This window comes from Kribbella sp. NPDC054772, assembly GCF_053611945.1.
Genome location: NZ_JBSHBJ010000006.1, coordinates 1 through 19218, shown reverse-complemented (window position 1 = coordinate 19218; position 19218 = coordinate 1). Strand labels below are relative to the sequence as shown.

Below are 19218 nucleotides of genomic sequence, written 5' to 3'. Positions count from 1 at the left end.
CCGCCGAGCATAGCACGTTATGGACCGATCGATCCAAAACAGGCCCTGGGTACGTAGAACTCGGCCGCCGATAGCATCTGGGCATCGAGGCGAGTGCCGGAAGCTCTTCGACAGAGCGCGGGCGCTCGCCTTCACTTGGGGGCACCGTCCAACGATGAACTGGGGAGCACTGTGAGGTTGTTAAGACCTGGGGGGCTCGCACTCGCCCTCACGCTGGTGGCAGGCATCACCGCCACCGGCCCGGCGGCCGCCGGCGAGACGAAGACTGTCTCGTACCGCGGCTACCAAGTAACTGTTCCGTCCGACTGGCCGGTCGTCGACCTGGCGGCGAACCCGACGGCATGCGTCCGCCTCGACCAGCCGGCGGTCTACCTGGGCCGCAGTACGGCACAGTCGAACTGCCCGGCCCACCTCGTCGGCCGCAGCTCCGGCCTGGTGCTCGAGCCGCTGACCACCGCGCAACCGTCGACGGACGGCCTGCTGCGGCGCGCGATCACCGACGCCGGCGTGCTCGCGACCGCGTACTACGCACCCGGCGACGAGCGCGCGGCGAACGACGTCCTCGCCACCGGCCGGGTCGTCACGAAGACCTCATCGGCCCGCGTCGCCCAGCAGGCCGCGGTCGCACCGACTGTGGTTGCCACGGGCAACTTCGCGGGTCAGGGTTTCGACACCTGTGACGCGCCGACGCAGTCGACGATGGACGCCTGGCGCCCGGCGTACCAGGGGGTCGGCATCTACATCAGCGGTGGACTGCGCGCGTGCGCCACGCAGCCGAACCTGACCTCGTCCTGGGTCTCGGCCAACGCGGCCAAGGGCTGGCAGTTCCTGTTGATCGACGTCGGTCTGCAGGCGCCGACCGGGTGCACGACGCTCAAGAGCCGGATGTCCGCCGTGCCGGCGACGTCGTTCATCCAGGGGAAGAACGCGGCCATCAACGCGGTCACCGCGGCGCAGGCGCTCGGGTTCGCGCAGCGCAGCGCGATCTACAGCGACATCGAGAGCTACACGCGGTCAGCCGGTTGCGACGCCGCGGTGGTGTCCTACTTGAGTGGATGGACGCAGGAGCTGAACTCACGCGGCTACCTCGGCGGTGCGTACGTCAATGCGACGTCGGGCGCCGCCGCGCTGGTCGCCTCGTACGCGAACACGGCGTACACGCGACCGGACAACATCTGGGTCGCGCAGTGGAACAACACGCCGGGCACGATCTCGGTCCCAGCCGCGAACTGGAGCAACCACCAGCGGGTGCATCAGTACGCGAATGCGACCGAGACCAACGGTGGCGTGAAGATGAACGTCGACAAGAACTACCTGAATCTGACGGCTCCGCCGCCGCCCGTGACCAGCTTCAGCGTGACCGGCGGGCCCGGGGTTGCGACGTTGCGTTGGGGTAAGCCGGCGAACACGACGCTCGGCCAGATCATGGTGCGCAATGCGTCCGGCACGACTCCTCCGCCGCTGGTGACATCCGGTACGGCGGTCTACGGCGGCACTGCCAGTCTCTTCACCCAGACCGGGCTCTCGAACTCCGCCAGCTACGCGTACCGGGTGTGGGTGAAGGACAGCAAGGGCAAGATCAGCCCCGGTGTCGACGCGCGGTTGGTCGGCACGAAGGCGACGATCGGAGCCAGTGCGGCATCGATCATGTACACGGGCGCGGTCACGCTGTCGACGGCCGTGACGCGGCTGGACGGTGCGGCGAAGATGGCCGGCGTACCGGCGGTGCTGTACTCGAAGGCGATCAACGCGAGTAAGTGGACGACGGTCGGCTCGTTCACCACCGACGCGAACGGTGTGGCGTCGACGTCGCAGAAGCCGACGGTGTCGACCAACTACATGTGGGGTTACAACGGCGCGACCGGGCTGCTCGGGACGCGGAGTTCCGCTGCGCTGGTCCAGGTGCACCCGGCGCTGTCGGCGTACCTGACTCCGGGAGCGATCAAGCTCGGCGCATCGACGCTGCTCTACGGCTACCTGAACCCCGCGCACGCCGGTACGACGGCGTACCTGCAGCGGCGGTCCGGTACGTCGTGGGTCGCGGTGACGACCGGGAAGCTGACGACCAACGGGAAGTACGCGTTCAGCATCAAGCCGACGGCGCGCGGGACGTACACGTACCGCGTGGTGTGGCTGGCGGACGCCGACCACCAGGGCACGCAGACGGCGTCCAAGGTCCTGACGGTCAGCTAACTGGCGAGGTCGGCCGCCGCATTCCGCGCGAGTTCGATCGCGTGCGCCGCGAGCGGTGAGTGCGTGCGGCCGGCCTGCCACAACAGGAAGATCTCCCGCGGCGGGAGCTCTGGCGTGAGTTCGTGCAACGCCAGGCTCTCGTCGTCCCGGAGTGCGGCGAGGCGTGGCGCCAGTGCCGCACCGAGACCGGCGCGGACCATCGCCAGCAGGGCCTCGTTGCCCTCAGTGCGGAACACGAACTGCGGACGGATGCTCCGTGCGCGCAGGAAGTCCTCGACGACCGCCTGGTGGCAGATCGGCGGATGGGCGACCAGCGGTAGCGCGTCGAGCTTGTCGAGCGGGACCGGCCCGGCGGGGAAGTCGCCCGGTCGCGCGACGAGGACGTACGGATCGTCGAACAGCTTGAGGTGCTCGATGCCCTCGCCGCCGCGGCCGTCGAAGAACATCAGGTCGAGCCCGGTCAGGTCGGGGTCGTCCGTCTCCTCCTCGAACAGCCGGATGTCGCAGGCCGGGTGGGCGTCCCGGAGCTCGCGGATCACCCGCGGCAGCAACGTGTTCGAGACGGTCTGGAACGTGCCGATGTCGATCCGGCTGTCACCGGCCCGGAACCGCTCGATCCCGTCGCTCATCTCGTCCGCGCGGCGCAGCAGGTCGCGTCCGTGCCGCAGTACGACGGCGCCGAGCGGCGTGATCCGGACCGGCTTCGGACCGCCCGGCCGATCGAACAGCGCACCACCGGCCGCCTTCTCGAGGACGGCGATCTGCTGGCTGACACTCGACTGCGTGTACCCGAGCCGGCTCGCGGCGCGGCCGAACGATCCTTCGTCGGCGACCGCGGCCAGCGTCGCCAGATGACGCAACTCGTACATCCGCCCACTCTATCGCCTCTGGCGATCGCTTTGATCAGAATCAATCGCTTTTCACGATCATCGACCGCTTCTACGGTCGATACATGACCACCGAGAAGATGTACTCCGTCAACGGCATCGAGCTGTACGCCGAGACCTACGGCGACCGCACCGATCCCGCGATCTTGCTGATCCACGGCGCGTCGGCGTCGATGCTGTGGTGGGACGCCGAGCTGTGCGCAGAGCTCGCCGCCCACGGCCGCTTCGTGATCCGCTACGACCAGCGCGACACCGGACGGTCGACCTCGTTCCCCGTCGGCGCACCGGGGTACGCGATGAGCGACCTCGCCGCGGACGCCGTCGGCCTGCTCGACGCCCTGGGCGTCGAACGCGCGCACGTGGTGGCGCAGTCGATGTCCGGCGGTACGGCGCTGATCCTCGGCGTCGACCACCCGTCCCGAGTCGCCTCCTTGACGTTCGTGTCGAGCAGCACCGGCGACGAGGGACTCCCGTCACCATCACCGGACTTCCCGCACTTGGGTACGCCGGACTTCAGCGATCCCGCCGGCGTCGAGGAGTACGTCGTACGCGCGATCGAGGCCGAGGCGGCGGGACAGTGGGACGCGGGGTCGGCGCGAGCGTTGGTCCAGCAGGACATGGCGCGAGCACGGGACTACGAGGCGGCGCTGACGAACCACTACGCGATGACATTCGACGGGCCGCGGAACGGTGGATACTCGGATCTCGCGATGCCGGTGCTGGTGCTTCACGGCGACGCCGATCCGCTGCTCCCGTTGCCGCACGGTGAGGCGATTCGCGACGCGGTGCCCGGGGCCGAGCTCGTCGTACTGCGCGGCATGGGGCACGGACTGTCGGCGCCGTACTGGAACGTGTTTGTGGACGCACTGGTCAAACACACCGAGGAGCGATGATGAAGTTCGCGATCTGGCTGCCACTGTTCGACGAGTTGTCCGATCCGGTCGAGGTCGCGCGCCTGGCCGCGGCCGCCGAGGAAGCCGGGTGGGACGGGTTCTTCGTGTGGGACCAGCTGTGGTGGCGGCCGCCGATCCGCGAGGTCCTGGATCCGTGGATCACGATGAGCGCGATGGCGACTGCCACCGAACGCCTGCGGATCGGGCCGATGGTGACGCCGATCGCGCGCCGGCGGCCGACGAAGTTGTTGCGTGAGACAACGACTCTGGACCGGCTCTCGGGTGGTCGGCTGACGCTCGGGGTGGGGCTGGGGAGCGATCGGTTCGCGCAGGAGTATTCCAAGACCGGCGAGGAGCTGAATGACCGGATCCGTGCGGAGCAGATGGACGAGACCCTCGACATCCTGACCGACGGCTGGACGGGGGAGCCGGTCCGTCACCACGGCCGGCACTACACGGTCGACGACGTGCAGTTCCTGCCGTGCCCGGTGAACGGCCGCGTTCCGATATGGGTCGCGGGCTTCCCCGGCAACGCCAAACCGGTCCGGCGCGCAGCGAAGTACGACGGCTTTTTCCCGGTCAACCTGACGTCGGTGGACCAGCTGTCCGAGGCCACCGCCGTACTCCGTGACCTGCGAGGAAACCTCGACGACTATGACATCGCGGTGGAAGTTCTCCCGTCCGCCGACCCCCGCCCGTACGCCGACGCCGGCGCGACCTGGTCCCTCACAGACATCGAGCCGGAAACCCTGCGCCTGGCCGACGTTCGTGCGGTGATCGCCGCCGGTCCTCCGAAGTAGCCGGGCGTGACGGGGTGTTGCTGTCGCGGGCCTAGGTGTCTAATCAAAGGAATGCGGTAGCAGGGGAGAGGTCGCATGGTCAGTGTTGGTGGACAGGCTGGGGTTACCGAGCGCACCGGACCGAACGCCGTTCGGTCACGGCGGCCGTTGGGCCGGCTGCTCGGGCGGGTACTCACAACGACCGATCACAAGCTGATCGGCCACCTGTACCTGATCACATCGTTCGCGTTCTTCCTGATCGGCGGCGTGATGGCGCTGGTGATCCGCGCCGAGCTGGCCAAGCCGGGCCTGCAGTTCGTGGACGAGGAGGTGTACAACCAGCTCTTCACGATGCACGGCACGATCATGCTGCTGCTGTTCGCGACCCCGCTGTTCGTTGGGTTCGCCAATGTCATCATGCCGGTGCAGATCGGTGCCCCGGATGTGGCGTTCCCGCGGCTGAACATGTTCAGCTACTGGCTGTTCCTGTTCGGTGGACTGATCACGATCAGCGCGTTCCTGACCCCGGGCGGAGCGGCCGACTTCGGCTGGACGGCGTACTCGCCGCTGTCCAACGGTGAACGGTCACCCGGTATCGGCGGAGACCTGTGGATCATGGGTCTGTGGATGGCCGGTCTGGGAACCATCCTCGGCGGCGTCAACTTCGTCACCACGATCATCACCATGCGCGCTCCCGGGATGACGATGTTCCGGATGCCGATCTTCTGCTGGAACATCCTGGTCACGTCGATCCTGGTGCTGATCGCCTTCCCGATTCTCGCGGCGTCGTTGCTGGTCCTGGAGGCGGACCGAAGACTCGGCGCGCATGTCTTCGACGCGGCGAACGGTGGGCCCATCCTGTGGCAGCACCTGTTCTGGTTCTTCGGGCATCCCGAGGTGTACATCATCGCGCTGCCGTTCTTCGGCATCATCACCGAGATCCTGCCGGTCTTCAGCCGCAAACCGATCTTCGGGTACGTCGGTCTGGTGGCGGCCACGATGGGGATCGGGGCCCTGTCGATCGCGGTGTGGGCGCACCACATGTTCGTCACCGGCGCGGTGAATCTGCCGTTCTTCTCGTTCATGACGTTCTTGATCGCGGTCCCGACCGGGGTGAAGTTCTTCAACTGGATAGGCACGATGTGGGGTGGTCAGCTCTCCTTCGAGACACCCATGCTCTGGTCGATCGGGTTCTTGGTGACGTTCCTGTTCGGCGGGCTGACCGGTGTCATCCTGGCCTCGCCGCCGCTGGACTTCCAGCTGTCCGATACCTACTTCGTGGTCGCGCACTTCCATTACGTCGTGTTCGGCACGGTGGTGTTCGCGATGTTCGCGGGCTTCTATTTCTGGTGGCCGAAGATGACCGGCCGGATGCTCGACGAACGGCTCGGCAAGCTGCACTTCTGGCTGCTGTTCATCGGCTTCCACACCACGTTCATGGTGCAGCACTGGCTGGGCGTCGAGGGGATGCCGCGGCGGTACGCCGACTACGCTCCGCACGACGGTTTCCAGACGCTGAACGATGTCTCGAGTGTCGGCGCGTTCATCCTGGGCCTGTCGATGCTGCCGTTCTTCTACAACCTGTACAAGTCGCGCCGGAACCCGCGGGTGAACGTGGATGATCCGTGGGGCTGGGGCCGCTCGCTGGAGTGGGCGACGAGTTGCCCGCCGCCGCGGCACAACTTCAACAGCCTGCCGCGGATCCGGTCCGAGTCGCCGGCGTTCGACATGCACCACCCGGATCTCGCGATGGCGCACAACGGCGTACGGGCGTCGAAGAACAACCTGTTGGCGGACCCGGACGACGATGAGGGTGAGCTTGACCGGTAGTCAGCTCGACCCGGTAGTCAGCTCGGTAGACGGTCGAGGAGGCGGGTTAGTTCCTGCGCAGTGTGCTGGGGTGACGGGCTGGTGGAGGCGAGCAGGTCCAGCGCTTGGGTGTAGGCCTCGACGTCGTCGCGCTTGTCGAGGTAGAGCGCGCTGGTCAGATGCTCCAGATAGACGACATCGGGCAGATCCCGCTGCGGGAAGCGGAGCAGGCTGAAAGCGCCGCCAGTGGCGGCGTGGCCGGCGCTCTCCAGCGGGATGATCTGAACGGTCACATTCGGCCGGGCGACGGCTTCGCGCAGCGCGCCGAGCTGATCCCGCAGCACCTCCAGCCCGCCGATCGGACGATGCAGCACCGCCTCTTCGATCACGGCCCACAGCTTGAGCGGCGGCTCCCGGTCGAGGACCCGTTGGCGGCGCCTGCGGAGCGCGACGACTCGCTCGACCTCGGCGGCGCTCCGCGCTCCGTTCTGGGACAGCTGCGCGACCGCGCGGGCGTAGTCGGCGGTCTGCAGGAGGCCGGGCACGAACTGGATCTCGTACGTCCGGATCAGCTCGGCGGACGCTTCGAGGCCGAGGTAGGCATCGAACCAGTCCGGCGTGACGTCGCCGTACCGATGCCACCAGCCGGGGTCGTTGGCTTCGCGGGCGAGCTGCAGCAGACGGTCACGCTCGTGGGCCTCCTGCACGCCGTACAGCGTGAGGAGGTCGGCGACGTCACGCTCCTTGAACCCGACCCGGCCGAGCTCGAGCCGGCTGATCTTCGACTCCGAGGATCGGATCGCCCAGCCCGCGTCCGTACGGCTCACACCGGCGCGCTCCCGCAGCTCCCGCAGATGACTCCCCAACATCATCCGCAAGGCCGTCGGCCCCACCACGTTTCGCCCCGCCATACCCCAAGCCTACATCATTATCGAACAAATGTTCCCATGCGATCTCAGCTTCTCCTGGTCGCCACTGTGATGTCTCAGGACATCGGTGAGACTCATGGTCAACCAAGGCATCTGCTCGGCCTGACCCGGACGCGCTCGCTCGGCGGCATGTCAGTGCGTTAGAGATCGGGGCGTTCGGGGTCCGTGATATCGACGCGGCCGCTCTCCTGCACTGTGAACTGCACGCTGCCGCGCCATCTGGGCAACTTGCGCTGAAGCCCTCGGAGAAGGCCGACGGACTCCTCGTCCGAGATGCCGGACGTGATCCGCCAGTCGAGGCCGGAACCGACGACATCGCTCGCAAACACGATCTCGACTGATAGCAGGACTCGTCTCCAGTCGTCTGCTGTCATCGTCTGGCCTGCTTCGATCCGCTTCCAAAGCGCCCAGGCCTCGCTCGACAGGCTGTCGGCGCTTGTGAAGCCTATGGCGACGGCGAGTTCATCCGTGGGCTGCGCGGGGCCGCCCCAGTCCAGCAACGCGGCCCGTAGAAAGCGTCGTTCCATGTCATCGAGCAGGACTGGCAACCGGGCAGCGTCACTCACAGCGCCGATACTGCCAGGGATCGCCGCACAAGCGTACTCGACGGCACGACTGCGCGGATCGCGGCAGATGAGTGCGTTTCCCGAGTCAGCGTTTAGTAGCGCCACAGCAGCGCCAGGGTGGGCCAGGGCGTAGATCGGGGTGATCCCCGTTGATGATTGCGGCTACACAGGCGCATGCTGTGGCCGTGAACAAGGTTTCGCTGACGGCGCCGACCCCGGCGCTCGGGGAGCGGGTCGTGGGCGCGGCGGCGATCGCATTGGTAGCGTCGTTGGTCATTCAGAATGCTGTGCTCGTCTGGGCCCGAGCGCCCGGCTACGGCGACCCGATCGAGAAGGTGCTCGCCTGGCACGCGGTTCACCGGGGCGCGGTCGCGATCGCGGTCGGCTCAGAGGCGCTGAACCTGCCGCTACTGCTCGTGTTCGTGACCGGTCTCCACGGGCTGGTCGGGCGTCGCGGGGGTGCGGGCGCCGACTGGTCGCGCCTCGCGGTGGCCGCGGGCGCGACTCTCGCGGCGGTCCTCGCGCTCTACGCCGTTCTGTGGAACGGAGTCGTATTGTCCGCCGGCGAGCTCGCCGAGCCGAGCCCGCTGTTCAAGCTCGTCTGGCAGCTGCATGCAGGAGCATTCGCTCTGGCGCTGTCGGCGCTCGGCACCACCTTCATCGGCGCGGCGCTGGCGGCGCATGCGAGTCGGCTGGCGGCGCCGTGGCAGCGTGTGCTCGGCGTGGCCGGGGGAAGCCTGGCGATCGCCGCCGGGGTGGCCAACCTCGCGATCGCTGACGGCTCGCCGATCCTGTTCGTGGGGCTGCTCGGCTACGCCGCCTGGCTCGTGTGGCTGCTGGTGACCGGGGTACGGCTGGTTCTGACGCCAAGGAAGGTCGGCGCTGCCTAGGAACCGTTCCCGCCACGCGGCAGCCCCGATACAAAGATTGCGTCCATCTGGGCGAGCCGAAGTGACACGACCGCTCATCGGCATGACAGCGCCTTACTGTCCGCGCCAAATCCGGACGTGCGGATCGCGGCATCCGCGGTGGTCGGCCGAGGACTCGGCTCAGGTGCTCTCCGGTGAGTAAATGGTTGGCGGCCACGCGTCGGGGCAGTCCCGCGGATCGCGGCAGATGCGGATGTTCGAGAGCTGCGGCGGCTCTGCATAGCTATGCAAGACGAACGTGCGCAGGGCCGTCGCAGTCACGTCCTCGACCGACCGACAGAGCACCCGTCTCTGCCTTCGGCCGGGGTGTGCCGAAAGGGGATCCGGATCCGGGCTCGGCAAAATGGATGGACGGGCGCCCGGTGATCACGCAGCAGGGCTCCTTGACCGGGCGGCTCGCGGGCGGCCCCGACCGGGCGGGCCGGCGACCGGCTTGCGCACTGGGTGTCCGGACTCGGATCAGTCATCCCGATGGCAGCGACTGGGTGCCGGCTAGTTGCTCGGAGAGCAGCTCGGCGAAGCGGCCGGACCGCTGCAGCAGCTGGTGGTAGTCGCCTTGCTGCACGATGTGGCCCTGGTCGAAGACATAGATGCGGTCCACGTCACGAAGCTCGTACGCGACGCCCGCGACGGCGTTGCGCACGCAATCCGGGACCCCCTATTGCCCCAGGACGCTGGCAAGTCCTACTACGTCCTCGAGATCAACATCATGTTCGTCAGCCTTGTGCTGATGGCCCGCATTGGCGTTCCTGCCGAGGTTCAGCGAAGGGCTGCCAATTCGTGCCACCTCTCATACATCGTCGAGCAGTTCAATCAGTCCCTGGCTGATTCTTGGTCGTGATCAAGAGAGCATTTTGTGGCCGACGGCACCGCGCTCGCGGCCGGTTGGGATCCTTCGACGGACAGGCGAGCTGTCGGCTCTCTCGTTCGGCCCCGACCTGCCTGTCACCGAAGTAGTCGGTAGCGAGACAGTCTGGTGTCAGGGAACCGCCATGAGTTGACGGCTTCTCGCACGGTGTAGATCAATCGGGGACTCGACCAGGACTGTGACGGCTTGGTGAGCATCCAACCGCCACCGATGGTCACGGTCGCGTGGGCGAGGTCTCCGTGCTCTGTCCAGACGAACACGACGCCCGGGTCGTCATCGCACTCGGTGCTGTTGATGGGTTCGGTGTGCTCGTCCAGCCAGACCCGAAACCTATCTGGGGCAATCAGGCCGTCGGTGACATCGAGGCCGGCGGCGGCCAGCACGGTGCCGAAGCAGTTGGGTCCTGAACCGCTGGTCGGGAAGGTACCGGCCAGTCGCTCGGCCTGTGGCAGTACCGCCTGAGCGCGACCCCACACTCCGCCGGGCACATCTCGGTGCCGACTCGGTCGGACCGCCCCCGACGCAACCCATCGGAACATCAGATCGTCGCCGGATCGCGCCAACTCCGACGGCCATACGGGCATCAACTTGGGGTGCACCGTTCGCCGCCGAGCGGCGAGCAGGCTGCGTCGAAGGCTCGGGCGCAGCGAATCGAACTCTTCCTCGCAGAGCCACGTCCAGGTTCCGCTGTACATGAAGAACGTGTCGGTCCACTCCGGTGTCGGCTCGACCTGCCTGAAGGGGACAGCGGCAGCGACTTGAGGCGGAAGCACGTCGGTCCGGAAGGGCTGTACCGACGGAGCGAACCAGTCGCGCCACCGGTCGATCAGGGCCTCATCGACACCAATCCCGAGCACCTCCGCCGACGTCACCCGACGGAGTCTGCCAACGCCGGCACCCGTGGACCACCATTTTTCTGTAAAAGCGCGCCCATCGTTCCCCGCCGACGCTGCTGATGGTCATTCCAGCAAAGTCAGCTGAGCTACGCCGAGCGTGCGGGATGGGATCCGCTGACGCGATGCCGGGTGGCCGGCACCGGACTTGGTGGCTCCAACCTAGACCTCGAGTTCGATGGCTCGCCGGACCGAGCCGCACTGGTCTGCGAAGTTAGGGCCACGCTTGGTGCCCTGACAGTTGTCGGAGCAAGCATGCGTTTCGAGGGCGCTGCCGAGGCCATCACGCTCTAGATACCAGTGACCCGCACGGCGGGAGTGTCACTGACATCGGCAGATCCGGAAGGATATGCCTTGCACGTCGGGCCGCAGAAGTGTCACACCAAGCGCCCCGGAAGCTTCACCGATGTCCTGGTACAGATTCGTCACCGCTGTCCTGAGACATGACGCATCCTGGTCGCCACCAGCAGCGAGTTCTGCAGGTCCGGCAGTACCACCTCGGTCGCCACCAGCCGCCGGTCCCCGAAGAAGACCTCCCGCTTCGGATCATGCGTCCGGTACGGCGAATCCACCGGCAACGCCGCGATCGGCGTCACGTCATCGACCACCAACCGCCCGCCGATCCGGAGCAGCTCCACCAGTTCGCGCGAGTGCCCACCGCCGTCGGCGAAGACCAGGTCGAACGGCGCTCGGCGGGACAACTCGTCGTACGCGTCGCCATGCACCACTTCGACGCGGGGCTGGTCGGCGAGCACTCGGCGAGCTGCCGCGACACGCGCCTCGTCCAGCTCGACCGTCACCAGGTGGCAGTCGGCAGGCATGGCGGACGCCATCCACGCCGTGCCGAAGCCGACACCGGTGCCCATCTCGCCGATGCGGCCGCCGACGCAGGCCGCCGCCATCACGGCGAGGAACCGCCCCGCCTCCGGCGAGCAGCACGACGGGCCGGTGCCCGCGCGGGCCAGTGGCATCCCGATCTCGATGGCCGCTTCCCGCGCACGCCTGACCAGCGGTGGCAGATCGGCGGTGCCTCCTGCGGCCATGCGGCTAGTCGCGGAGGTATTCGGCGCGCCAGCGGAGGAGGGTGGGGGCTGCGGGGCTGGGGGATTGGTCGAGTTGGATGAGGTGTAGGTCTGGGGCGGTGAAGGATTGGATGGCGGCGCGGGTCAGGGGCCAGGGTGGGCCCTGGACCTGGTCGTCGGGTACGTCGTCAGCTCGGGCGGCGGCGATGACCAGGAGCGTTCCGCCGGGCGCGACCAGCTCGGTGACCTGCTTGATGGCTTGTGGTTGGAGCGCGATCGGCAGGGCCTGCACGGTGTAGATCTCGACGACCAGGTCGAACGCCCGGTGCCAGTCGGCGGGCGGCGCGAAGAGGTCGGCGACCAGGTAGTGCGCCTTCGAGTCCGGGTGATTGCGATGCGCGGTCTCGATCGCGCTCGGCGAGATGTCGAACCCGGTCGTGTCGTACCCGCGGTCGACGATCAGCTCGGCGTCCCACCCGGTGCCGGCGCCGACGACGAGCGCGGTCTTCCCGGTGCCGTCGGGCTCCGCTTCGTTGATCCAGTCGGTCAGCAGTTGATGCGCCGTACCCCGATCCCAGGGGACCACCGCGTCGCCGTCGGCGGCCGCGGCGTACAGATTCTCGAACCAGCCGGTCGGGTCGTCGCGGTCGAGGGACTCGCGCGCGATCCGCCGGGACACGACGTCCGGGTCCTCAGTCATCGGCCAAACCTATCTCCTCGGGACCGGCATGAATCGCGCGCACCGCCTGCACGGTGTCGACGTCCGCGGGCGCCTTGTCCTCGCGATACCGGATCACCCGCGCGAACCGCAGCGCCATACCGGCCGGGTACCGCGGCGAGGTTTGCACACCGTCGAACGCGATCTCGACGACCACCTCGGGACGGATGTGCACGACCCAGTCGTCCCGCTCGACGGCGAGCTCCTGGAAGCGCTCGGTCTGCCAGCGGAGCAGCTCGTCCGTCAGCCCCTTGAACGTCTTCCCGAGCATCACGAACTCGCCGGTGTCCTCGTCCCGCGCGCCCAGATGCAGGTTCGACAGCCAGCCCGTACGACGCCCGTGGCCCCACTCGGCCGCGAGCACGAGCAGGTCGAGCGTGTGGGTCTGCTTGACCTTGACCCATCCGGACCCGCGCCGGCCGGCCTCGTACGGCACGGTCAACGCCTTCACCACCACGCCCTCGTGCCCCCGGCGCACCGCGTCCGCGAAGAACTCCTGCCCGGCCTCGGCGTCATCGGTCACCAGTCGCGGCACCCGCCGCTCCTCAGGCACGAGCTTCGCGAGCCGATCGTGCCGCGTCGCACCGTCGAGCCCCAGCAGGTCCTCGCCGTCCTGGTGAAGGATGTCGAAGAAGTACGGCGTCAGCGGTACCGACTCCGGCCCGGTCGCGGCCCGCGTGGCAGTCCTGGACCCGGTCACCTGGAACGGCTCGGGACGCCCATCCGGCCGCAGCGCGATCAGCTCACCGTCGAGCACCACCTGCTGCGCATCCAGCGCGAGCACGGCGCTCACGACCTCGGGCACTCGCGCAGTGATGTCGTCGAGCGTCCGCGTGTAGACGACCACCGTCTCGCCATCCCGGTGCACCTGGATCCGGATCCCGTCGAGCTTCCACTCGAGCGCGGCCGGCGTACCCGTCTTCTCCAGCGCCTCCGCCACCGTCGTCGCCGACTGCGCCAACATCGGTTGCACCCCGCGCCCGACCTCGAGCCCGAACTGTGCCAGCCCCGCCTCACCCTCGGTCAGTACGGCGACCGCGACCGGCGCCGTCGCCCCGCGCAACATCGCCGCGGCCCGGATCTTCGCGAGCGGAATGCCGGTCGCCCGCGCGACCGCGTCCGCCATCACACCGTCGAGCGCGCCCTGCCGCAGCTCACCGCCGACCAACTGACGCAGGAACCGCTGCTCGTCCGCGGTCGCGCGACCGAACAACGCAGCCACCGCGGCGCGCCGTCGGGCCTGCACACCGGCGCCCGACATCTCGGCCAGCTCCGCGAACGCCTGGTTCACCTCCGACACCGTCAACGACGGCTCGGCGGCCGGCTCCGGGGCCTCCATCAGCGTCCGCCAGCCCACCCCGGTCCGCCGCTGCAGCAGCTCGCCGGACAGGTAGGTCACGACGATCTCGATCTCGGCGGGCTCGGTGGCCTTCGACAACAAACCCGCGATGAACTCGGCCTTCTTCAGCCGCGACCGGGTCCCGGCCAGCGCGGCCGACGTCTCGACCACCTCGGTGAGCAACATGCACCCAGTCTTGCTCATCCCACGGACAGAACTACGGACAGAACTTTCGCCCTCGCAGAGGCATCGAGCTGTACGAGAGCTTTAGCCCGTCGATCCACCCTGGGGGAGAACATGCGACGTACGCTCGCGGCCGCCGCCGGCGTCCTGCTGGCGCTGCCTGTCCTGACAACGATCAGCCCAGCCTCAGCTACACCAACGACACAGACCGCCAACGCCTGCTACGTACAGGCCGGGGCGCTGACGACCGGCAAGGATTCGGTTGACCGGTACGTGAACGCCACCGCGCCGATCTCGGTCAAGCCGGTCTCCACGATGGCCAAGGCGCCGTACGGCGACCGCGCGGTCTCGCTCAGCAGCGAGTGGACCTGAGACGACGACTTCGGCGACGACATGTCCCTGAGCGGCAACATCGTCACCGGCGGCGCGCTGTACCAAGCCGGCCAGCTGGTCCAGAAGGGCACCGGAGGCAAGGTCGTCAGCAGCACGCTCAACCGCATCGGTGGCGGCTGGGGCAGCTTCCGTACGCTGACCAGGTCCTGGTCACTCGACCAGCCGACCTGGCGGACGTACGCGCTGCGCAACGACGGCGTACTGCTGCGCTGGTTCGTCAGCCTGGACAAGACCGGCAAGGAGGTCTGGCGCGCGGCCGGGTCGTATGCGGGCTTCTCAGCGGTCAAGACCGTCGCGTTGCTCAGCCGTACGTCGTCGTACGACACGCTGCTCGCGACGACCCAGGGCGGTGCGCTGTACACCATCCGGATCCCGCTGACCTCGCCGATGAAGCCGATCGTGAAGACGGTGCGCAGCAGCACCTGGCAAGGTTTCGAGACGCTGCTGACCAGCCGCTGTGGTCAGTACGGCACACTCCTGCTCGGCATCGACAAGGACACCGGCTCCGGATACCTGTACGCCGTTGGGCACGCCAACGGGACTGCGACGGTCATCAACAGCCTCGGCAAGGTCCCCGCGACCTTCAGCGACCCGGTGAACTTCAGCTGGGCGAGCGTCGTGGACGCCCCGCTGTTCGGCGAATAGGTCTCAGGGCGCCGGTGGCAGGTCGTCGAGGAAGTCCGCGGTCGGCGTGAAGAACAGGCAACCGGTGACCGCGGTCGAGAAGTCGAGCAGCCGGTCGTGGTTGCCTTCGGGTACGCCGATGAACATCCGCCGGAGCATCAGCTCGGTGACCGACGGTGTCTTGGCGTACCCGATGAAGTACGTGCCGAACTCCTGCTCGCCGATCGTCCCGAACGGCATGTTGTCGCGCAGGATCTGCAGCTCGTTGCCGTCCTCGTCCTCGACGACGTTGAGCACGATGTGCGCGTTGCCCGGCTTCTTCGCGTCGTCGAGCTCGATGTCGTCGAGCTTCGTCCGGCCGACGGCGAGCTCCTGCTGCTCGACGCTGAGCGCGTTCCACGCCTTCAGGTTGTGCAGGTACTTCTGCACGATCACGTAGCTGCCACCCTGGAAGTCGGGGTCCTCGTCACCGATCAGTACGGCGGCCTGGGCCTCGGAACCAGTCGGGTTCTCGGTGCCGTCGACGAAGCCGAGCAGGTCGCGCATCTCGAAGTACTTGAAGCCATGCACCTCGTCGACGACCGTGGCGGCGCCGTCGAGGACATTCATGATCTGGGCGGCCAGCTCGAAGCACTGGTCCTGGTGCGCGGCGCGGATGTGGAACAGCAGGTCGCCGGGTGTCGACGGCGCGTGGTGAGTGGCGCCCTGCAACTCGACGAACGGGTGCAGCTCGGCGGGGCGGGGGCCGCTGAACAGGCGGTCCCAGACGTCCGAGCCGATGCTGGTGACGCAGGACAGATTGCCGGCCGGGACGCGGAACCCGACCGAGCGGACGAGACCGCTCAGGCGCTCCAGCAGGTCGCGGGCCTGGGCCTCGCCGCCCTCCTCGATCCGCACGATCAAGAAGATCGCCGAACCGCTCAACGGCATCAGTACAGACTGCGGCAGCGCGTCCGTCGACCTGTCCGCCGCCGGCACCGGTTCAGTCACCACCGTGTTCTCCCTCCGTCCAGTTGGCCCGATCTTCTAGAGTCCAGTCATGGACCCGCAACAGCCCGGGCCGTCTCCGCGACCGGGCCCATACTCCCAGCCGGGACAGCAGCCACCGCCGCCGCCCCGCCCTGGCCCCTACCCACCACCGGGTCCATACCCCCAACAAGGCCCCTACCCACAGCAGGCCCCGCATCCGCAGCAGGGCCCGCATCCCCAGCAGGGCCCGCATCCGCAGCAGCCGTGGCCGTATCCGCAGCCTTGGGGCGCGCCGGCGCCGTACCCGGCTCCGTATGCCTACCGCGAGCCCCGCATCGTCCCGGCCCCACCAGGTACGCCGTTCCATCGCCTGGCCCGTACGCCGAAGAACACCTGGTGGCGCCCCCTGCTCGGGACACTGCTGCTCGGCGCCTGCGTCTTCTTCCTGACGTCGGCCGTCGTGGTCGCCTGGGCGATCGCGCACCGGGTCCTCGCCGGCCCGTTCCCGTCGCCCAGGGGAACGAACATCTTCCCGAGCGACACCGAGAACCTCGCGCTCACCCTGGTGATGCTCGGCGTCCTCACGCCGTGCGTCGGTCTGGCCGCGTGGCTGGTCCAGCGCCGGCCGTTCTGGAGCGTCGCGTCGGTGCTCAACCGCATCCGTTGGCGCTGGCTGTTGCTGTGCTGCGTGCCGGCGCTGGGGTACCTCGCGCTGTCGTACGGGATGAGTGTGCTGGTCGACGCGCTGTTCCCGGCCGGCGATGCGACCGGATCCTCTGGTGGTTCGTGGGTCGGCTTCAGCGCGTTCGTCGTACCGGCGCTGGTGATCCTGTTGCTCGTGCCGTTCCAGTCGGCGGCGGAGGAGTTCATGTTCCGCGGGTGGCTGATCCAGGCGGTCGGAGCGTACGGCCCGGACAACCCGAACGGGCGGGCGCGCTGGCTGCGGGTCCTGTTCCGGTCGCCCTGGCCGGGGATCGTGGTCGGCGGTGCGGCGTTCGTATCGGCGCACGGGTACACCGGCTGGGCGATGGCCGACATCTTCCTGTTTGCGGTGACGGTCGGCTGGCTGACGGTACGGACCGGGGGACTGGAGGCCGGTATCGCGCTGCACGCGCTGAACAACCTGCTGGCCTTCATGTTGCCTGCGGCAACTGGTCAGCTGTCCGGTTGGGACCAGCAGGGTGGCGCGCCGTGGACGCTGCTGATCTCGGACATCCCGTGCCTGGCGTTCTACGCGTTCGCGATCACCTGGCTGGCGCGCCGGCGAGAGATCGCCCGGGTCAGCTGAAGCAGGCTCAGCTAAAAGCAGGCTCGGCTAAAAGCAGGCGAGAACTGTCGGTCCGCTCTGGCAGGCTGTGCGGCGTGACGAACGCGAAGATCGAGGCCGTCCTGTTCGACTGGGGCGGCACCCTGGCAACCTGGCACGACATCTCCCTGTACGACACCTGGCGGGCGGTGACCGGCCACCTCGACGCGTCGGACTCCGCGGAGGCCGACGAGTTGGCGACCCGGCTGGTTGCGGCCGAGGGATCGGTCTGGCGGCGGTCACGCGACGAGCACCGGAGCAGCACGCTCGAGGAGGTGTGCGCGTTGGCAGGAGTCGAGCTGACGTCGGCGGCTCGTGCGGAGTACGAGCGGCAGTGGGATCCGCACACCGTGCTGGAGCCGGACGCGATGGAGACCCTGGCCGCGCTGAAGTCCCGCGGGCTGAAGATCGGTGTCCTGTCGAACACGATCTGGCCGCGTCGGCGCCACGAGGAGGTCTTCGCGCGGGACGGCGTACTCGATCTGCTCGACGGGGCGGTGTACACCAGCGAGATCGCGCACACCAAGCCGCACCCGGAGGCGTTCCTGGCCGCGATGCAGGCGGTCGGAGTGGCGGAGCCGTCCCGGTGCCTTTTCGTCGGCGACCGGCTGTTCGACGACGTCTGGGGAGCGCAGAACGCCGGGATGCGCGCGGCGCACCTGCCGCACAGCGCGATCCCGACCGAGCAGATCGGCCACACGGAAGGTACGCCGGACGCGACCGTCCAACGCCTGACCGAACTGATCGCCCTGGTCGACAGCTGGAACGAGGCCGCAGCCTGAGAGCTGTCTAGCACCGTTACGTCATGCGCCCGACGCGCTACGGCTAGCGACGCGTCACCGAGTCTGGTTAACGTCCAACCTCCTGCCAAACCGCCCTTGGAGGTTCTTCACATGCTCACCACGCGCCGTCGGTTCGCCGCGCTCGTCGCGGCGGCCGCAGCCGGTCTGACGCTCACCAGCGGCATCTCCCAGGCCGCACCGCCCTCAGCCAGTACGACAGCCAGCACAGCGGCCAGTACGACGACCGCCGGGGGACCGCTGCACGTGATGTCGTACAACCTGCGCTACGCCAGCGCCACCCCGCCGAACTCGTGGGCCGAGCGGCGACCGGTGATGCGTGAGCAACTGCGGAAGGCTCGTCCGCAGCTGCTCGGCACCCAGGAGGGTCTGTACTCGCAGCTCCAGGACATCCGGTCCGACCTCGGGCCGTCGTACGACTCGATCGGTGTCGGGCGGGAGGGCGGCAGCAAGGGGGAGTTCATGATGACCTTCTTCGACCAGCGCCGGCTGCAGCCGCTCGAGTACGACCACTTCTGGCTGTCGGACACCCCGAACGTGATCGGTTCCCAGACGTGGGGCGGCTGCTGCCCGCGGATGGTCACCTGGGTCCGGTTCAAGGACCGGGCGACGGCGAAGGAGTTCTACGCCGTAAACACGCACCTGGAGGCGTACGACGCGACCGCGCGGTCGAAGTCCGCGGATCTGATCCTGCAGCGGATCGCCGGCTTCGACCCGGCGCTCCCGGTCGTCCTGACGGCCGACTACAACGAGGCCGCGAAGCCCGGGCTGACCGTGTACGACAAGCTCGTCACGAGCGGGAAGTTCGCGGACAGCTGGGTGACCGCCGAGCAGCGTAGCCCGCTGTTCGCGACGTTCCACGGGTACAAGCCACTGACGCCGAACGGTGACCGGATCGACTGGATCCTCACCACGCCTGGCCTCCGCGTGCCGAAGGCGAACATCAACACCTTCAGCAAGGACGGCCAGTTCCCGAGCGACCACCTCCCGGTCGAATCCTGGATCAACCTCGGCTGACCTTCCGGCACCCCGTGCGACGTTTGAGGGGCCGGCCCCAGAATCTGTCTCATCTAAACAAAGTACGCTGCAGACGATCTTTGGGGTGGAGATCTCGTGGG

Annotated in this window: 19 protein-coding genes; 10 read left to right on the top strand and 9 right to left on the bottom strand. The window is 68.0% G+C overall.

The genetic code is table 11. The features are described 5' to 3' along the window. Positions 1-177: 177 nt before the first annotated feature. Positions 178-2193 carry a glycoside hydrolase domain-containing protein gene (locus ACWGID_RS12220; RefSeq protein ID WP_452196487.1) on the top strand — a complete coding sequence of 672 codons (2016 nt, stop codon included), beginning with the start codon at positions 178-180 and terminating at the stop codon, positions 2191-2193. Here the strand turns inward: ACWGID_RS12220 and ACWGID_RS12215 are convergent. Then, the gene (locus ACWGID_RS12215; RefSeq protein WP_452196486.1) at positions 2190-3062 is read right to left on the bottom strand and encodes a LysR family transcriptional regulator; all 873 of its coding nucleotides are present in this window, start codon (positions 3060-3062) and stop codon (positions 2190-2192) included. The two genes, ACWGID_RS12220 and ACWGID_RS12215, sit on opposite strands and share 4 nt — an antisense overlap. An 83-nt stretch (positions 3063-3145) precedes the next feature. Between ACWGID_RS12215 and ACWGID_RS12210 the strand changes: the two genes are divergently transcribed. The 3 genes from ACWGID_RS12210 (at position 3146) to ctaD (ending at position 6582) form a co-directional block, all read left to right on the top strand. Further along, complete coding sequence (locus ACWGID_RS12210) at positions 3146-3973, top strand: alpha/beta fold hydrolase (protein ID WP_452196485.1); 828 nt, start codon at positions 3146-3148, stop codon at positions 3971-3973. After that, a complete protein-coding gene (locus ACWGID_RS12205; protein ID WP_452196484.1) occupies positions 3973-4773 on the top strand; it encodes an LLM class flavin-dependent oxidoreductase in 801 nt (266 codons plus the stop codon). Before ACWGID_RS12210 ends, ACWGID_RS12205 begins: the two co-directional genes overlap by 1 nt. A gap of 75 nt (positions 4774-4848) precedes the next feature. Beyond that, positions 4849-6582 (top strand): aa3-type cytochrome oxidase subunit I, encoded by a 1734-nt coding sequence (ctaD, locus tag ACWGID_RS12200; protein ID WP_452196483.1) that lies wholly within the window; start codon positions 4849-4851, stop codon positions 6580-6582. Positions 6583-6599: 17 nt separating this feature from the next. On the opposite strand, the gene ACWGID_RS12195 is transcribed toward ctaD, so the two are convergent. Both ACWGID_RS12195 and ACWGID_RS12190 read right to left on the bottom strand, forming a co-directional pair. Continuing rightward, a complete protein-coding gene (locus ACWGID_RS12195) occupies positions 6600-7472 on the bottom strand; it encodes a helix-turn-helix domain-containing protein (protein WP_452196482.1) in 873 nt (290 codons plus the stop codon). 158 nt (positions 7473-7630) lie between these two features. Continuing rightward, positions 7631-8056, bottom strand: a complete 426-nt coding sequence (locus tag ACWGID_RS12190; RefSeq protein WP_452196481.1) for a hypothetical protein — start codon at positions 8054-8056, stop codon at positions 7631-7633. 185 nt (positions 8057-8241) lie between these two features. On the opposite strand from ACWGID_RS12190, the gene ACWGID_RS12185 reads away from it, so the two are divergent. Next, the gene (locus ACWGID_RS12185; protein ID WP_452196480.1) at positions 8242-8946 is read left to right on the top strand and encodes a hypothetical protein; all 705 of its coding nucleotides are present in this window, start codon (positions 8242-8244) and stop codon (positions 8944-8946) included. Positions 8947-9448: 502 nt separating this feature from the next. On the opposite strand, the gene ACWGID_RS12180 is transcribed toward ACWGID_RS12185, so the two are convergent. From ACWGID_RS12180 to ACWGID_RS12160, 5 genes are all read right to left on the bottom strand, one after another. Continuing rightward, positions 9449-9628, bottom strand: coding sequence for a hypothetical protein (locus ACWGID_RS12180; protein ID WP_452196479.1), 180 nt, complete (start codon positions 9626-9628; stop codon positions 9449-9451). 302 nt (positions 9629-9930) lie between these two features. Then, the gene (locus tag ACWGID_RS12175; protein ID WP_452196478.1) at positions 9931-10725 is read right to left on the bottom strand and encodes a hypothetical protein; all 795 of its coding nucleotides are present in this window, start codon (positions 10723-10725) and stop codon (positions 9931-9933) included. Between the two features lie 446 nt (positions 10726-11171). Beyond that, positions 11172-11789: an O-methyltransferase gene (locus tag ACWGID_RS12170; protein WP_452196477.1), complete on the bottom strand. Its 618-nt coding sequence runs from the start codon at positions 11787-11789 to the stop codon at positions 11172-11174. A gap of 4 nt (positions 11790-11793) precedes the next feature. After that, positions 11794-12468 (bottom strand): class I SAM-dependent methyltransferase, encoded by a 675-nt coding sequence (locus tag ACWGID_RS12165; protein WP_452196476.1) that lies wholly within the window; start codon positions 12466-12468, stop codon positions 11794-11796. After that, positions 12461-14029 (bottom strand): ATP-dependent DNA ligase, encoded by a 1569-nt coding sequence (locus tag ACWGID_RS12160; RefSeq protein WP_452196475.1) that lies wholly within the window; start codon positions 14027-14029, stop codon positions 12461-12463. The genes ACWGID_RS12165 and ACWGID_RS12160 overlap by 8 nt, the downstream gene beginning before the upstream one ends. Before the next feature lie 93 nt (positions 14030-14122). Between ACWGID_RS12160 and ACWGID_RS12155 the strand changes: the two genes are divergently transcribed. Together ACWGID_RS12155 and ACWGID_RS12150 are read left to right on the top strand one after the other, a co-directional pair. After that, the gene (locus tag ACWGID_RS12155; protein ID WP_452196474.1) at positions 14123-14380 is read left to right on the top strand and encodes a hypothetical protein; all 258 of its coding nucleotides are present in this window, start codon (positions 14123-14125) and stop codon (positions 14378-14380) included. A 21-nt stretch (positions 14381-14401) separates the two neighbouring features. Next, positions 14402-15046 (top strand): hypothetical protein, encoded by a 645-nt coding sequence (locus tag ACWGID_RS12150; protein WP_452196473.1) that lies wholly within the window; start codon positions 14402-14404, stop codon positions 15044-15046. Positions 15047-15049: 3 nt separating this feature from the next. On the opposite strand, the gene ACWGID_RS12145 is transcribed toward ACWGID_RS12150, so the two are convergent. Further along, entirely contained in the window at positions 15050-16018 is a 969-nt protein-coding gene (locus tag ACWGID_RS12145; protein ID WP_452196472.1) for a Dyp-type peroxidase, read from the bottom strand. A gap of 46 nt (positions 16019-16064) precedes the next feature. On the opposite strand from ACWGID_RS12145, the gene ACWGID_RS12140 reads away from it, so the two are divergent. The 3 genes from ACWGID_RS12140 to ACWGID_RS12130 all read left to right on the top strand — a co-directional run bounded on the left by ACWGID_RS12140 (position 16065) and on the right by ACWGID_RS12130 (position 19117). Beyond that, a complete protein-coding gene (locus ACWGID_RS12140; RefSeq protein WP_452196471.1) occupies positions 16065-17282 on the top strand; it encodes a CPBP family intramembrane glutamic endopeptidase in 1218 nt (405 codons plus the stop codon). Positions 17283-17356: 74 nt separating this feature from the next. After that, entirely contained in the window at positions 17357-18082 is a 726-nt protein-coding gene (locus ACWGID_RS12135) for an HAD family hydrolase (protein WP_452196470.1), read from the top strand. Positions 18083-18193: 111 nt separating this feature from the next. Then, the gene (locus ACWGID_RS12130; RefSeq protein ID WP_452196469.1) at positions 18194-19117 is read left to right on the top strand and encodes an endonuclease/exonuclease/phosphatase family protein; all 924 of its coding nucleotides are present in this window, start codon (positions 18194-18196) and stop codon (positions 19115-19117) included. The last annotated feature ends 101 nt before the right edge of the window (positions 19118-19218 follow it).

Bases quoted from the DNA above. Each gene is read 5' to 3' on its own strand.
- ACWGID_RS12205 (WP_452196484.1), top strand. From the start codon at position 3,973: ATGAAGTTCGCGATCTGGCTGCCACTGTTCGACGAGTTGTCCGATCCG.
- ACWGID_RS12165 (WP_452196476.1), bottom strand. From the start codon at position 12,468: ATGACTGAGGACCCGGACGTCGTGTCCCGGCGGATCGCGCGCGAGTCC.
- ACWGID_RS12170 (WP_452196477.1), bottom strand. From the start codon at position 11,789: ATGGCCGCAGGAGGCACCGCCGATCTGCCACCGCTGGTCAGGCGTGCG.
- ACWGID_RS12130 (WP_452196469.1), top strand. From the start codon at position 18,194: ATGCTCACCACGCGCCGTCGGTTCGCCGCGCTCGTCGCGGCGGCCGCA.
- ctaD (WP_452196483.1), top strand. From the start codon at position 4,849: ATGGTCAGTGTTGGTGGACAGGCTGGGGTTACCGAGCGCACCGGACCG.
- ACWGID_RS12155 (WP_452196474.1), top strand. From the start codon at position 14,123: ATGCGACGTACGCTCGCGGCCGCCGCCGGCGTCCTGCTGGCGCTGCCT.
- ACWGID_RS12210 (WP_452196485.1), top strand. From the start codon at position 3,146: ATGACCACCGAGAAGATGTACTCCGTCAACGGCATCGAGCTGTACGCC.
- ACWGID_RS12140 (WP_452196471.1), top strand. From the start codon at position 16,065: ATGGACCCGCAACAGCCCGGGCCGTCTCCGCGACCGGGCCCATACTCC.
- ACWGID_RS12215 (WP_452196486.1), bottom strand. From the start codon at position 3,062: ATGTACGAGTTGCGTCATCTGGCGACGCTGGCCGCGGTCGCCGACGAA.
- ACWGID_RS12195 (WP_452196482.1), bottom strand. From the start codon at position 7,472: ATGGCGGGGCGAAACGTGGTGGGGCCGACGGCCTTGCGGATGATGTTG.
- ACWGID_RS12150 (WP_452196473.1), top strand. From the start codon at position 14,402: ATGTCCCTGAGCGGCAACATCGTCACCGGCGGCGCGCTGTACCAAGCC.
- ACWGID_RS12160 (WP_452196475.1), bottom strand. From the start codon at position 14,029: ATGAGCAAGACTGGGTGCATGTTGCTCACCGAGGTGGTCGAGACGTCG.